This window comes from Streptomyces sp. NBC_00122, assembly GCF_045160845.1.
Taxonomy (GTDB): Bacteria; Actinomycetota; Actinomycetes; order Streptomycetales; family Streptomycetaceae; genus Streptomyces.
The window spans coordinates 6,643,406-6,656,555 of the sequence record NZ_CP108191.1 but is presented as its reverse complement, the minus strand read 5'-3'; the positions used below and the strand labels follow the sequence as shown (position 1 = coordinate 6,656,555).

Here is a 13,150-nt window from a genome sequence, read left to right as displayed (position 1 = left end):
GTCCGGCCCGGTCCCCGCACTGCGGGGGCCGGGCCGGACGCACGTCGCACGGCCGGAGCCGGGGGCCGACAGCCCGGGCATCGCCGCATCCGCGTCGGCGGACGGGCGGGCGGACGGACGGACGGGCGGTGTGACCTAGTGCTTCCGGCGTGTTCCCTTCTGGGGTTCGGGGGCGATCAGGGCCGTCATGCCGGGGTCCAGCTCGTAGCCGTCGACGAGCAGGGCCTCGACCGTACGCGACACGGGGTCGATGTCGGCCTCCATCCCCTCCCCGGTGTAGCGGGGGTACCCGGAAGCACCCGTGGCGCCGGTCGCCTCGACCACGGCCGATCTCAGGGGATGGTCCACCTGGGGCGCGGGCGCACCGGCCCGGTTCTTGACGTGCTCGGGCACCAACAGGATTTCGAAGCGCTGCGGCTCGGTGGTCATGGCCCGACGCTAGACACCGTCACTCCGGGCATGCAAGAACCCGTACGCTCTGTGAGGACTACGGCGGGCAAAAGTCACGAGGTCGGCTCTGTGACCGGCCGGCATCGGATGGAAAAAGGCCACCATGAGCAGCGCTTCCCCGGACAAGATCCTTCTCGTGGCGAAGGACCGTACGCTCCGGACGCTGCTGGAGCGCCTCCTCGTGGGCGGGGCTTCGCGGTGGTCGACGGCGGAACCGGGGCGGACACCGTGGCCCTGCTAGACAGTGACGGCGGCCGGGGCTGGACGAGGTCGCGCTGTTCGAGGAGATCCGCCGCTCCCCCGGTCACGGGCGGGTGCCGATCCTCGCGCTGCCGCCCGCGGACCCGGAGCGCACGGCCCGCGCGCTGGAGGCCGGTGTGGACGACTGCCTCGCGAAGCCCTTCCACCCCAGGGAGTTCCTGACCCGCGTCGAGCGCCTGGCCCGGCCGGCGGTCGAGGCCGCTTAGGCCGCGCTTAGGCCGGGCGGTATCCGCGGGCGCTGACCAGGCGCCGGAGGAGTCCGGTGAAGGCGCGCGCCGCCGCGCTCTCGTACGCGCTCTCCCGGCGCAGCAGGACGACGGTCCGTGGCGGGATGGCCGGGTCCAGCGGCACCGGGCGCAGGTGCGGGTGGTCGTCGGTGACGGCGTCCGGCAGGACGGTGGCCAGGGGGGTGCGCCGGACGATCTCGGTGAGGGCCTGGACGGAGTTCGCCTCCACGGCGACGTGCGGCCGCACCCCGTGGGCGCGAAGGTACGCATCGACGTGTCCGCGGGTGGCGAAGTCCCCGCTGAGCAGGGCCAGTCGGCGCTCCGCGAGATCCCGTACGGAGAGCGCCTCACCGGCGGGCGGATAGTCCCCGGCTCCGTCGGCGGCCACGACCAGGCCGAGGGTCTCGGTGAACAGCGGGGCCGCGGCGATGCCGGGCAGGTGCGGCCGGTCGAAGGCGAGGCCGAGGTCGTGGTCGTCGGCGAGCAGCCCGGCTTCGATGCGGTCCTGGGGCATCTCGCGGACCTCGACGGTGATGCCGGGGTGGGCGGCGTGGAGCCCGGCGGTGAGCGGGCCGACGAGGTACGCGGTGAAGGTGGGGGTCAGCGCGAGGCGCAGGTGGCCGCGGGAGAGGTCGGCCAGGTCCGTCACGGCCCGTTCGGCCGCCGCCAGGTCCCGTAGGGCGCCGCGCGCGTAGTGGGCGTACGTTGCGCCCGCGTCGGTGAGCCGCACGGTGCGGCCGGTGCGGTCCAACAGCTGGGCCCCCACGGTGCGTTCGAGCTGCCGGACCTGTTGGGACAGGGTGGGCTGGGAGATCCGCAGCTCTTCGGCGGCGCGGGTGAAGCTGCCGTGTTCGGCGACGGCGATCAGATAGCGCAGGTGACGCAGTTCGAGAGCCATGAGAGCAACTATAGATGAGAGCAATAGCAGGCATGGCTATCGCGTCTTGGACACAATAGATGCAGCTCATGCATGGTGGAACACGTCAAGCCCCCCGGGGCGCATCCCACCAGAGGGAGTGACCATGCCCGATCTCTCGGACGGCCTTTCGGACGGCGTCGCACGCTTCCAGCAAGAGGTGTTCCCGGCGAAGGCACGGCTCTTCGCCGAGCTGGCCGAGGCCCACCGGCCGACGACCTTGTTCATCGGCTGCTCGGACGCCCGCGTGGTGCCGGAGCTGATCACCCAGAGCGAGCCGGGCGAGCTGTTCGTCATCCGCACCGCCGGAAATCTGGTGCCCGCCTACGCTCCGGGCCCGGACGGGGTGACGGCCAGCATCGAGTACGCCGTCGCTGTCCTCGGCGTCACCGGGATCGTCGTGTGCGGGCACTCCGCCTGCGGGGCGATGACCGCGCTCGCCGAGGGCACGGACCTGAGCGCCGCCTCGTCGGTCGCCCGCTGGCTGCGGCACGCGGACGCCTCGGTGGCCCGCACGGCGGGCGCCGGGCCCGGCCGGGTGGCCGCTCTGGTGCGCGAGAACGTACGTGCCCAGCTGGCGAACCTGGCCACGCATCCATCGGTCGCCCGCGCCACGGCCGAGGGGCGGCTCACCCTGCGGGGCTGGGTCTACGACATCCCCACCGGCGGTGTCGCGGAGGTATCGGGCCCCACGGCCGCCGTCGCGCTCTGACCCGCCCCGCCCCTCCCCGGTTCCCTCCCCGTTCGCTGTTCCGCTTCCCAATGCCCCGCCCCCGTTCCCCGCTCCCGAAAGGACGTCTCCCCATGCCGCACGCCCAGTTCGACCCCACCGCCCGCCAGGCCCTCGCCGTCGCCGTCGTCGAAGCCAAGACCCGCAAGGACCTCTCGTGGCAGCAGCTCGGCGACTCCGCCGGCCTGTCGGTCGCGTTCGTGACCGCCGCGCTGCTGGGCCAGCATCCGCTGCCCGAGTCCGCGGCGAGGCCGGTCGCCGAGCTGCTCGGCCTGGACGAGGACGCGGTCGCGCTCCTGCAGACGATCCCGACCCGCGGCTCGGTCCCCGGCGGCATCCCGACCGACCCGACGATCTACCGCTTCCACGAGATGCTCCAGGTCTACGGGACCACTCTGAAGGCTCTGGTCCACGAGCAGTTCGGGGACGGCATCATCAGCGCGATCAACTTCAAGCTGGACGTCCGTAAGGTCACCGACCCCGAGGGCGGCGAGCGCGCGGTCATCACCCTGGACGGCAAGTACCTTCCGACCAAGCCCTTCTGACGGACCGGAACACCTCCGGAACGTCGGAAAGCCTCCCGTCCGGTGGGACGGGAGGCTCTCCGACGTGAGGACCGATGCCCATCTCGACGGCCTGTCGGCCGCCGCACGCCTGCGGCAGGGGCGGATCCGCGGATCCGGGTGGAACAAGCCGGGGCCCCGTGGGCACTCGCGCAGGCGTCTGAGGCCCCGGCTCGCAGAGGGGACTGCGTCAGCTGCCCTGCGAAATGTTGCCCGAGAGGACCGGGATGTTGTCCAGGATGTGCGAGAGCGGCTCGTCGCCCTTGGCCTGGGTGGAGTTCTCGGTGCACTGCTGGTTCTGCGGGTTCGACAGGACGTTGATGTCCTGGACACCGATGTTGACGAAGGCAAGGATCGACTGGGCATTGACCTTGGCCGGCAGACCGATGCAGGGCTTGTTCAGCGTGCCCTGGACCAGGCCGAGCTGCGGGCTCAGGTCGCCGTGGGTCTTCTGATTGCCGTAGATCTGCTGGGAGTTGTTGCCGTTGACGGTGTTGACCCCGTTGTCGTTGCCGATGGCCATGGCCGGGGCGGCCACGGCGGCGCCCGCGCCGACGATGGAAGCGGTGGCGGCGGCGGTGGCCATAATCTTCTTGATCATCATGGGTCTTTCTGTGTGCACGAGTGCATGGTGGTGAGTGCCTTGATCAACGGCCGGACCCGCCACAGGTTCCGCCGGTTCACCCGAACAGCCCCCGGCCCGGTCCTTTCACGGTCACGCACCGCCGCGGACGGCCACGCTCAGATCGACCACGTAGTGCTCCTCGACCATGCCGTCCGGGAACCGGCCCATGAGCAGGGCCCGTTCGTCGGCGAGGAAGGCGTCCGTGCCGGGCGCGCCGACGAGGAACAGGGAGTGCGTGGACAGCTTCGCCAGATGCGTGTCGACCGGGACGCGGCGCGACCACGGCAGAAGGCGGGTGGTGAAGCGCAATCCCCCCTGCGAGCGGGCCCGTTCGTTGATGTACCAGCCCGGGCCGAACCGCTCCTCGATGCGGTCCTGCTGCTCGGAGATCCATCCGACGGAGACGTCCGGATCGTTCGACCAGACCGCCAGCGCCCCGCCGGGGCGCAGCACGCGCAGTGCCTCGGGGACCGAGCGGGCGGGGTCGGTCCAGTGCCAGGACTGCGCATAGGTCAACAGGTCCACCGAGCCCGTGGCGAGGGGCAGTCGGTTGCCGTCGCCGCGTACGAGCGGCGTCCGCGGATTGCGGCGCCGGAACTCGGCGGCCATGCCCTCGCCCGGCTCCACCGCGACCACACGGGCCCCGGCCGCCTCCAGCAGGGCGGTGGCGATGCCCGTGCCCGCCCCGACGTCGGCGACCCGCGCCCCGGCCGGCGGGAAACCGGCCAGATCGGCCAGAGCGGTGAGGAGCTCGGGCGGGTACGAGGGGCGGTGGTCGGCGTAGCGGGCAGCCGCGGCACTGAACGAACGAGCACGGGATTCGGTCGTCATACCGTCCATGATGCCGGGGGATCGGGGGTCCGGGCACTGGGCGAGGGTTGTACGGTACGTCGGCGGGACGCGGAGAGGCGGGTTGCGCATGGCGCGGGCACGGTACGTCACGGAACTGGCAGAGGCCCTGGAGCGGTACGCGGACCGGCCCGCCATCGGTGTGGGGCCCGCCGTCATGACGTACTCGGACGTACGGGAGAACACCTGGCGGCTTGCGGGAACCCTGGCGGAGGCGGGGGTCGGGCGCGGATCGGGGCTGGCCTGTGTGGCGGGCGGGAACCGGCCAGAGGTGCTGCTGGTACGGCTCGCCGCGCACCTCCTGGGGGCGCGGCTGACCCAGGTGCTGGCCGGACCGGCCCTGTACGGGCTGGAGTTCATCCTGCGGGACTGCCGGCCGGACCTGGTGCTGCACGACGTCCCGGTGCCCGATACGGGCGCGCCCCGGCTGGGCCTGGACGAGGTGCTGCGGCGGGCTGCGGGGCGCGAGGCGGCGGCGGTGGCCGTGCGGGCGCGGGAGGACGACGTGGCCCGGGTGACCTACACCGGCGGGACGACGGGGCTGCCCAAGGGGGTGGCCTCCACCTTCGGCGCCATGGCGGCGCGCAACACCGTACGCACGGCCGGGTGGGCGGAGCCGGTGTACCTGTCGGTCACCTCACTGGCCCAGAGGTCCGGCGGGCGCTCCCTGGAACAGCTGCTGGCCGGAGGCAGGGTGGAGGTTCTCGCCCCCTTCTCGCCGCGGGAGTTCGCCGCGGCCTGCCGGCGTCTGGGGCGGGTGTCGACGTACCTGACGACGTCGATGGTGTACCGGCTGCTGGACGACCCCGGGACCGCCGCGGGTGTGCCAGGGCTGGAGGTGGTCTCGTACGGCGACTCGCCCGTCCTGCCCTCCCGGCTGCGCGAGGCGGTGACCCGCTGGGGCGGGCGGTGGCAGCAGGGCTACGGCATGAACGAGGCGGCGGTGATCTGCCGCCTCACGCCCGCGGACCACGAGGCGGCGGTGGCGGACCGGCCTGAGCTGCTGGCCTCCGTGGGGCGGCCCGTGGCGGGGGTGGAGGTCGAGGTGCGCGACGGGGGCGGGGCCGCGGTGGGCGCCGGGCGCACCGGGGAGGTGTGGATGCGGTCGGCGGCGATGATGGCCGGGTACTGGGGCCGTCCCGGACTGACCGCGTCGGTCCTGCGCGACGGGTGGCTGCGGACGGGGGACCTCGGGCACCTCGGCGAGGACGGCTACCTGTACCTCGACGACCGGGTCAAGGACGTGGTGATGGTCGACGGGGACAACGTGTACTGCGTGCCCGTGGAGGCCGCGCTCGCCCGGCATCCGGCCGTGGCCGAGGCGGTGGTGGTCGGCCGGCACAGCGATCTGACGGGCGAGGAGGTCTGCGCGTTCCTGGTGGCGGCGCCCGGGTGCGCGCCCGGCGCCGAGATGGCGGCCGAGGCCTGCGCCCTGGTCGGGCGGGAGCTGTCTCCGGCGCACCGGCCGACCACGGTGTTCTGGGAGGACGCGATCCCGCTGACCGCCCGGGGGAAGCCGGACAAACGCCGCCTGCGGGACCGCGCGGCCGGTGAAGGGCGTTAACCCTTCGCGGCGTAGGTCCAGAACTCCCGCATCAGCGGGGGCGAGGCCGGGCCGCTCATTTCGCGCTGGGTGAGGAGGATGGTGACGGCGCCGGTGGCGGGGACCACGTGGGCGGCGGTGCCGGTGCCGCCGATCCAGCCGTAGCGGCCGGGCACGTTCCACGGATCGAGGGGCGCCACGTCGACCGAGCCGCCGAATCCCCAGCCTTGGCCTTCCAGGAAGAGGGCGCCGCCCTCGCGCTGCTCCGCCGTGAGGTGGTCGGTGGCCATCTGCCGTACGGACTCCGGCGAGAGCAGGCGCCCGCCCCCGTACGCGCCGCCCGCGAGCAGCATCCGGCCGAAGGCGAGCCAGTCGTCGGCGGTGGAGACCAGCCCGCCCGCCCCGGAGGGGAAGGCGGGCAGGGTGCTCCACTGCCCGTCTGCGGGATCGACGAGCTGCAGCGGGCCGCCGTCCGGCGCGGCGCGGTAGCAGCCGGTGAACCGGTGGAGCCGGTCGTGCGGTACCGCGAACGCCGTGTCACGCATGCCGAGCGGCTCGAAGACGCGCTCCGCCAGGAGGTCGGGGAGGGACTGTCCGGCCGCGCGGGCCATGAGCACTCCGAGGATGTCGGAGCAGGTGTTGTAGAGCCATGCCCGGCCCGGCTGGTGGAGGAGCGGGATCCGTGCGAGGGCCGCCATCCACTCGTCCGGCGCCGCGATCTGCTGGGGCTGCGGTGGTCCCTGCCCCAGCTCGCTGAAGAGCAGCCGGACGGCGGGCAGCGAGAAGTCCGCGGGAAAGCCGTAGCCGGCCCGGAAGGTGAGGAGGTCTTCGACGGTGATCGGGCGCTCGGCGGGAACCACGTCGTCGACGGGTGAGGACGGCGTACGGGCGACCATCGGCGCCGCGAGTTCCGGCAGCCAGCGGGTGACCGGCACGTCGAGGGCGAGCAGGCCGTCCTCGATCATCGTCATCGCGGCCGCGGCGATCACCGGCTTGGTGAGCGAGGCGACCCGGAAGAGGGAGTCGCGTTCCATCGGGGCGCCGCCGGAGGTGTCGAGGGAGCCTACGGCCGCCACCTCGATGTCATCGCCCCGGGCCACCAGACCCACCGCGCCGGGCAGTCGGCCGTCACCGACGTGGGCTTCCAGGAGCCTGCGCAGACCGCTCATCGTCCACCTTCTCGTGCGTGCGGAGCGCCGGAACGAAGGGGCCGGCGCGGGAGCCCGTGGGGAAGACTGCCGCCGGACCGGGAATTCATCGGTCCGACACGACACGGCACGCCACACCGCGATCGGCTGCGGCCGGTGGCGGGTGGACGGTGGGTCGGTGGGCCGGACGGTGGCCTGGCGAGCCCGCTACGCCGCGGGGACGACCGACGCCCGTATCGCGGCGGCCCACTCCGCCAGCAGCATCGCGTGCCGCACGCGCTCGGCGTCGGACAGGCGGCCGTCGGCTCGGGCGAACAAGCCGCGGATGTCGGCGTTGATCTCAGCGAGGGGACGCTCGGGGGCGAGGTTGTCAGGGGTCGGACTCACGTGATCAAGAGTAGGCGGGAGGTCTGACAACCGTGACGGGCGTCCGGCATGCGGACACCGGCTTCCGGATCGCGGATGGGCCGGGTCGTCACTTCGCGGTTTCGGGGGCGCCGCCGACGGGGTGGACGACGACCGGGTAGGTGGGCGCGCCCTCGGGGACCGGGCAGGCCTGGGCGCGGGCGGCGATCTCGGCGGCTCGGCCGAAGTCGGGGACGTCGACGACCCAGTACCCGGCGATGACCGCGCTCTTCTCCCCGTACGGCACGTCGGAAACCACCGGGGCGCCGTCGGCGTCGGCGGTCACCAGACGCGCCTGGCGGGGTTCGGCCAGTCCCTGCGCGTCGACCAGCTCGCCCGCCGCGGCCAGTTCGTCGTTCAGCGCGCCCATGTGGTCGAACATCGCCTTGAGTTCCGCCGCGGACCAGGCCGGGCTGTCACCGCTCGCCTTGCCGCTCATGGCTTCGTAGTCGGCCTGCTTGCCCAGGACCATCAGCATGTACTTCATGAGGTGCCACTCCTGCCGCCGGTAACGGTCCCTCCCCCTTGCTCTCCCGATCCCCTCCCCTTGCAACATGCCGGGCGAGGCCGCGCGAGGCGGCCCGCCCCACGTGGGGCGGGCCGCCTCGCCGCGTCGTCAGTTGTTGGAGCCGACCGTGTTGTCGTGGCCCGCGTTGAACACGTCGTCGCCGGCGATCTGGAACCAGTCGCCGAAGACGAACGTGTACGAGTTCTCGGACGGAGCGTAGACGTTCACGTCGGCGGCGGCCGCGGACGCGCCGCCGAGGACGATCGCGCCGGCGGCGAGGACGGAGAGCGCGGAGCGCACAGAACGCATGGATCCACCTTTTTCGAGGAGGCTGGGGACACCCAAGAACCTAAAGAAGGAGCCGACGCGTGTCCCGGCACCCGGCCGAGCACGGCCAAGTCCAAGCCGATTGGCGGACGTCCCACCCACCCGACTGCGCACCCGCAGGGGCCGATTACGCTGACCCAATGAAGATCATCGACCTTGAGCCCGGCGACTCGCGACTGACCGAGGACCTGCTCCCCGTACTGCTCGAACTGCGCCCCCACCTCACCGAAGACCTCTTCCTCTCCGTCCTCGCCGAGGGACAGGGCCAGGGGCTGCGCTTCACCGCGGCCTACGACGCCGACGGCGTGTGCGTGGGCGCGGCCGGCTGGCGGATCGTCGCGAACACCTGCCAGGTCCGCAAGCTCTACGTCGACGACCTGGTCACCACCTCGGCCGCCCGCTCCACCGGTGTGGGCCGCGCGCTCCTCGCGCACCTCGAGGAGCGCGCCAGGGCAGCCGGCTGCACCTCGCTCACCCTGGACTCCGGAACCCAGCGGACCGACGCCCACCGGTTCTACTTCCGTGAGCGGATGGCAGTGACCGCGTTCAACTTCGAGAAGCCTCTGAGCTGATGCTTCGCGGCTAGGCCGTGACCCAACCGTCGCCGCTTCGATGCACGCCCGGGCTCGTCGGCGCGGTGCCCGCTTGTTAGGTTCCGGCCTCAGCCGACCTGTAGGGGAACCGATCTCATGCCCGCATCCGCCGGACCCCGCCGGGTCCTGACCGCCGCGACCGCGGCCGCCGTACTGCTGGCGGGCCTGACCGGCCTGACGGGATGCGGGAAGAAGGACGGCGGGACCCCGGGCAGCGCGTCCCCGTCGGCCTCCGCTTCCGGATCGGCGTCCCCGTCGGCCACGCCCACCGAGTCCGCCGCCTCGCCGCCCGTGTCCGCCTCCGCGTCCCCGTCCGCGACTCCCGCCGCCGCTTCCTCCGCGCCGTCGGCCTCCGCCACGACCCCGGCCGCGCCGCCCGCCGCCCCGACCCGGCTGAAGGTCGCGGTCGACACCCGGGGCGGCGGACTCGCCCTCGTACGCGGAGGCGCGGCTCAGGAGTTCACCGTCACCCTGCGGAACGGCAACTCCTCCGAGTACCGGCACCTGCTGGTCGCCTTCCAGATGGAGATCCTCGTCGGCGAACCGGGCGACCGGCCGGGCAGCGGACCGGGCTTCCTGCTGGAGCGCTTCGACCAGGCCTCGGGAACCTGGCGCGCGGCGGCGCTGCGCATCGCCAACGACCGCATGCCGGAGTCGATGTACGCCGGCGGCGGTCCGCTCGCCCGCGAGGGCGTGCGCGTGGAGCGCTACCGGATGCGCGCTACGGCCGGCGGGCCGACGGGCAGCAGCCCGCTGGTGGTGTCCATCATCGACACGGACGCCGACGGGGTCGCTGCCCACGTGGTCCTGTCCCACAGCACGCGCTAGGAGTGGTCACCCCGCGACGGCTCCTGACCCGGCCCGGCGAGTTCACCGAGGGAGAGGGCCGCGGTGCGCCAGGCGGCGGTGACGGCCTCACGGGCCCGCTCCGTCGCCTCCGGGACCCGGTCGGGGAGGTGGAGCGGCGAGCCGATGTGCACGTGGAGGCAGGGCCTGCGCAGCGGGGCGGTGAGGGCTCCGGCGAGCTGCTTGGCGCTGCTGCCGGAGCACAGGCGGCGGGCGCCTGCCTGGCCAACGGGTACGACGGGGGCGCCGGTCGCGGCGGCGAGCCGGGCCAAGCCGCTGCGGAAGGGGCCCGGGGCGGACTCCCCCGCGTCGCGGCGGCCCGGCAGCCGGCCCTCTCCGTAGAGCAGCACGCTGCGGCCCGAGGCGAGGGCGACGGCCGCGGCATCGAGAGAATCGGCGGCCCGGTGGGTTCCGCGGTGGACGGCGATGTGCCCTTCGCGCCGCAGCGCGGACCCGAGCAGCGGCACCCGCCACAGCCCGCTGGTGGCCAGGATGACCGGCTCGATCCCGTACCGGCGCAGCGCGGCGACCACCACGGCGGGGTCGGCGAGCGAGGTGTGGTTGGCGACGAGGATGCTGCCGGCGGCGGTCCGCGCTCCGGGGTCGGCGGTGACCGTCAGGGTCCCGCAGGCGGGTACGACGGCGGCGGCGATTCGGCTGAGCATGGACGTCCCCGTTCGGGTGGCACGGTGGTGGTGTCGTCCATGGTCGGCCGAGGCGGCGCAGCGGTCATGAGTAGCCCTACTCACCGTCCCTGGGTGAAGCGACGTGCCCTGCGTGCGCACTCCTCCCGGCCAGGGAATATGACCGAATGGTCACAGGATCCACGGGGAGGAACGGGTGGGTGGCCGGGGGCATCTAGGTGATCGGCGAGGCTCCGTGGAGGGCCTCGCCCGACGTATCGGCAAGACCGGCGGGCCGCCCGCCACCGCGTGGGCGGTGGCGGGCGGCCGTCGGGTGTGAGCGGCAAGGCGGGGCTGGGATGAAGGCGGAAACGGTGGCGGGCGGTTCCTCGAAGAAGGCGGAGACCGAAGAGGAGACGGTCCCGGAGGCGGAACCCGACACGGTCGTCGAGGAACCCGCGGAGGCGGAGGCGGAGGCCGCGGGGGCGGAGGCCGCGGCGGAGGCGGAGGCCGAGCGTGAGGCCGAAACCGAGGCGGAGGCCGAGCGTGAGGCCGAAACCGAGGCGGACGTCGAGCCTGCGGCCGAGGCCGAGGCGGAGGCCGAAACCGAGGCGGACGTCGAGCCCGCGACCGAGGCCGAGGCGGAGGCGGAGGCGGAGGCCGAGCCTGAGGCCGAAACCGAGGCGGAGGCCGAGCCTGAGGCCGAACCCGAGGCGGAGGCCGAACCCGAGGCGGAGGCCGAGCTCAAGCCCGACGCAGACGCCGAACCCGACGCCGAAACCGAGGCGGACGTCGAGTCAGTCGAGGACTCACCGGCCGGTTCCGACGAAGCCGAGGACACCGCACCGGCAGCCGACAGCGCGGACCCCGAGGACGCCGTCGTACCCGACGAGGCGGACGTACCAGACGACGCTGACGACGGTGACGACCCGTCCGACGAGGCCCCCGAGGAGGCCGGGGCTCCCGACGAGGTCGACGCCGACGCCCAGACCGACGCTCCGGCGGCCGAGACCGAGACCGAAGCCGCGCCCGAGGAGAAGGACGACGCCGAGGCGGCGGACCCGCCCCGGCGGGTGCCCTCCTGGGCTCAGGGGGCCGAGAGCGACTCCGAGAAGACCAGTCAGTTCGTCGCGCTCAAGCCGCTGGACACCCCGGCGCCCACCCCGTCCCCGGCCAAGTCCGAGCCCCAACCGTGGCCCGAGGCCAAGGCGTCGGCCGTCGCGGCCCCGCTGCCCCCGCTGGAACTGCTGGCCGAGCTCACCAACACCGCTCCCCCGCCGCAGACCCCCCGCCGGACCCTGGTGCGGCGCGTCAAGGTGTGGACCCCGATCCTGCTCCTCCTCGCAGGCGCGTTCACCGGCGCCCAGTTGCTGCGCCCGCTGCCCGCCCCGGCCATCGTCGCCGCCGAGCCGGACCACACCCTCGCCGGGCAGTTCTCCATCCCCTGGCCCGCCAAGGGGCAAGGGGCCGTCCGCGTCCCCGGGTCCGGTGACATCGGGACCTTCGGCGAGCAGAAGCCCGTCCCCACCGCCAGCGTCGCCAAGGTGATGACGGCCTACGTCATCCTCAAGAACCACCCGCTGCGCAAGAACGACCCCGGCCCCTCCATCGAGGTCGACGCGAAGGCGGTGGCGGACGGCACGTCCGAGCACGAGTCCCGCATCGAAGGACTCACCGCCGGTTCGAAGTTCAGCCAGACGGACATGCTCAAGATGCTCATGATCCCCTCGGGCAACAACATCGCCCGCCTGCTGGCGCGCTGGGACACCGGCAGCGACTCCGAGACGGCGTTCGTCGAGAAGATGAACGCCGCCGCCAGGGAACTCGGCATGCGGAGCACCACGTACACCGACCCCAGCGGCCTGGACGCGGGGACCGTCAGCACCGCCGCCGATCAGCTCGCACTGGCCGAGGCGGTCATGAAGGACGAGGCGTTCCGCGCGATCGTCGCCCTGCCCAGCGCCACGATCAAGGGGCTGCCCCAGCCCATCACCAATAACAACGGCAACCTCCTCACGGCCCAGGGCCTGAGCATCAGGGGCATCAAGACCGGGTCCAGCACGCCCGCCGGCGGAACCCTGATGTGGGCGGCCTACAAGTCGATCGGCGACGAAACCCCGCTGATCCTGGGCACGCTGATGGACCAGCACGTGGACGGACCGGACCCGGACGGCCGGAACAGCCTGACCCTGGTGAAGGCGAACAGCAAGAAGATCATCGAAGCGGTACGGGAGGCGCTCGCGTCGGCTCCGGTCATCCGCAAGGGCCAGCAGGTGGGGTACGTGGACGACGGGCTCGGCGGCCGCACACCGCTGGTCGCCACGAAGGACCTGAACGTGATCGGCGTACCGGGTCAGCGGCTGAAGCTCACCCTCGAAGCCGGGGCGACGCCGGTTCCGCACACCGCGAAGGCCGGGTCGGAGATCGGCGTGCTGACGGCGGGCGTAGGAGACGGGGCGAAGAGCGTACCGGTGGCGGTCCAGGGCGCCCTGGCCGAGCCCTCGTTCGGCACGCGAGTCACCCGGCTCGGCTAGGC

Annotated in this window: 17 protein-coding genes; 8 read left to right on the top strand and 9 right to left on the bottom strand. The window is 73.0% G+C overall.

The features are described from left to right. Positions 1 to 135: 135 nt before the first annotated feature. The gene (locus tag OG737_RS30335) at positions 136 to 429 is read right to left on the bottom strand and encodes a hypothetical protein (RefSeq protein WP_328929387.1); all 294 of its coding nucleotides are present in this window, start codon (positions 427 to 429) and stop codon (positions 136 to 138) included. Between the two features lie 124 nt (positions 430 to 553). On the opposite strand from OG737_RS30335, the gene OG737_RS30330 reads away from it, so the two are divergent. Continuing rightward, on the top strand, positions 554 to 691 hold the full coding sequence (locus OG737_RS30330; protein ID WP_328929386.1) for a hypothetical protein: 138 nt from the start codon (positions 554 to 556) through the stop codon (positions 689 to 691). 73 nt (positions 692 to 764) lie between these two features. Next, a complete protein-coding gene (locus OG737_RS30325) occupies positions 765 to 917 on the top strand; it encodes a hypothetical protein (protein WP_328929385.1) in 153 nt (50 codons plus the stop codon). A 7-nt stretch (positions 918 to 924) separates the two neighbouring features. Here the strand turns inward: OG737_RS30325 and cynR are convergent, their stop codons facing one another. Beyond that, entirely contained in the window at positions 925 to 1,836 is a 912-nt protein-coding gene (gene cynR, locus OG737_RS30320; protein WP_405922217.1) for a transcriptional regulator CynR, read from the bottom strand. A gap of 124 nt (positions 1,837 to 1,960) precedes the next feature. Between cynR and OG737_RS30315 the strand changes: the two genes are divergently transcribed. Both OG737_RS30315 and cynS read left to right on the top strand, forming a co-directional pair. Continuing rightward, positions 1,961 to 2,566 (top strand): carbonic anhydrase, encoded by a 606-nt coding sequence (locus OG737_RS30315; RefSeq protein WP_328929383.1) that lies wholly within the window; start codon positions 1,961 to 1,963, stop codon positions 2,564 to 2,566. Between the two features lie 92 nt (positions 2,567 to 2,658). Continuing rightward, positions 2,659 to 3,129, top strand: a complete 471-nt coding sequence (gene cynS, locus OG737_RS30310; RefSeq protein ID WP_328929382.1) for a cyanase — start codon at positions 2,659 to 2,661, stop codon at positions 3,127 to 3,129. Positions 3,130 to 3,337: 208 nt separating this feature from the next. Here cynS and OG737_RS30305 read toward each other — a convergent pair whose 3' ends face one another. Further along, positions 3,338 to 3,748: a rodlin gene (locus OG737_RS30305; protein ID WP_328930523.1), complete on the bottom strand. Its 411-nt coding sequence runs from the start codon at positions 3,746 to 3,748 to the stop codon at positions 3,338 to 3,340. Positions 3,749 to 3,862: 114 nt separating this feature from the next. Continuing rightward, positions 3,863 to 4,603 carry a class I SAM-dependent methyltransferase gene (locus OG737_RS30300; protein ID WP_328929381.1) on the bottom strand — a complete coding sequence of 247 codons (741 nt, stop codon included), beginning with the start codon at positions 4,601 to 4,603 and terminating at the stop codon, positions 3,863 to 3,865. A gap of 88 nt (positions 4,604 to 4,691) precedes the next feature. Here OG737_RS30300 and OG737_RS30295 point away from each other — a divergent pair, with 88 nt between their 5' ends. Beyond that, a complete protein-coding gene (locus tag OG737_RS30295; RefSeq protein WP_328929380.1) occupies positions 4,692 to 6,185 on the top strand; it encodes an AMP-binding protein in 1,494 nt (497 codons plus the stop codon). On the opposite strand, the gene OG737_RS30290 is transcribed toward OG737_RS30295, so the two are convergent. The 4 genes from OG737_RS30290 to OG737_RS30275 all read right to left on the bottom strand — a co-directional run bounded on the left by OG737_RS30290 (position 6,182) and on the right by OG737_RS30275 (position 8,534). Next, on the bottom strand, positions 6,182 to 7,333 hold the full coding sequence (locus OG737_RS30290) for a serine hydrolase domain-containing protein (RefSeq protein ID WP_328929379.1): 1,152 nt from the start codon (positions 7,331 to 7,333) through the stop codon (positions 6,182 to 6,184). The genes OG737_RS30295 and OG737_RS30290 overlap by 4 nt on opposite strands. A 186-nt stretch (positions 7,334 to 7,519) precedes the next feature. Further along, positions 7,520 to 7,699, bottom strand: a complete 180-nt coding sequence (locus tag OG737_RS30285) for a hypothetical protein (protein ID WP_328929378.1) — start codon at positions 7,697 to 7,699, stop codon at positions 7,520 to 7,522. An 88-nt stretch (positions 7,700 to 7,787) separates the two neighbouring features. Continuing rightward, positions 7,788 to 8,204, bottom strand: a complete 417-nt coding sequence (locus OG737_RS30280; protein ID WP_328929377.1) for a YciI family protein — start codon at positions 8,202 to 8,204, stop codon at positions 7,788 to 7,790. A 129-nt stretch (positions 8,205 to 8,333) separates the two neighbouring features. After that, the gene (locus OG737_RS30275) at positions 8,334 to 8,534 is read right to left on the bottom strand and encodes a hypothetical protein (RefSeq protein WP_328929376.1); all 201 of its coding nucleotides are present in this window, start codon (positions 8,532 to 8,534) and stop codon (positions 8,334 to 8,336) included. 158 nt (positions 8,535 to 8,692) lie between these two features. Here OG737_RS30275 and OG737_RS30270 point away from each other — a divergent pair, with 158 nt between their 5' ends. Both OG737_RS30270 and OG737_RS30265 read left to right on the top strand, forming a co-directional pair. Then, a complete protein-coding gene (locus OG737_RS30270; RefSeq protein ID WP_328929375.1) occupies positions 8,693 to 9,124 on the top strand; it encodes a GNAT family N-acetyltransferase in 432 nt (143 codons plus the stop codon). Positions 9,125 to 9,241: 117 nt separating this feature from the next. Continuing rightward, a complete protein-coding gene (locus tag OG737_RS30265; RefSeq protein ID WP_328929374.1) occupies positions 9,242 to 9,973 on the top strand; it encodes a hypothetical protein in 732 nt (243 codons plus the stop codon). On the opposite strand, the gene OG737_RS30260 is transcribed toward OG737_RS30265, so the two are convergent. Further along, positions 9,970 to 10,656 (bottom strand): lysophospholipid acyltransferase family protein, encoded by a 687-nt coding sequence (locus OG737_RS30260; RefSeq protein WP_405676908.1) that lies wholly within the window; start codon positions 10,654 to 10,656, stop codon positions 9,970 to 9,972. The genes OG737_RS30265 and OG737_RS30260 overlap by 4 nt on opposite strands. A 317-nt stretch (positions 10,657 to 10,973) precedes the next feature. Between OG737_RS30260 and OG737_RS30255 the strand changes: the two genes are divergently transcribed. After that, positions 10,974 to 13,148 (top strand): serine hydrolase, encoded by a 2,175-nt coding sequence (locus OG737_RS30255; protein WP_405922216.1) that lies wholly within the window; start codon positions 10,974 to 10,976, stop codon positions 13,146 to 13,148. Positions 13,149 to 13,150 lie beyond the last annotated feature (2 nt).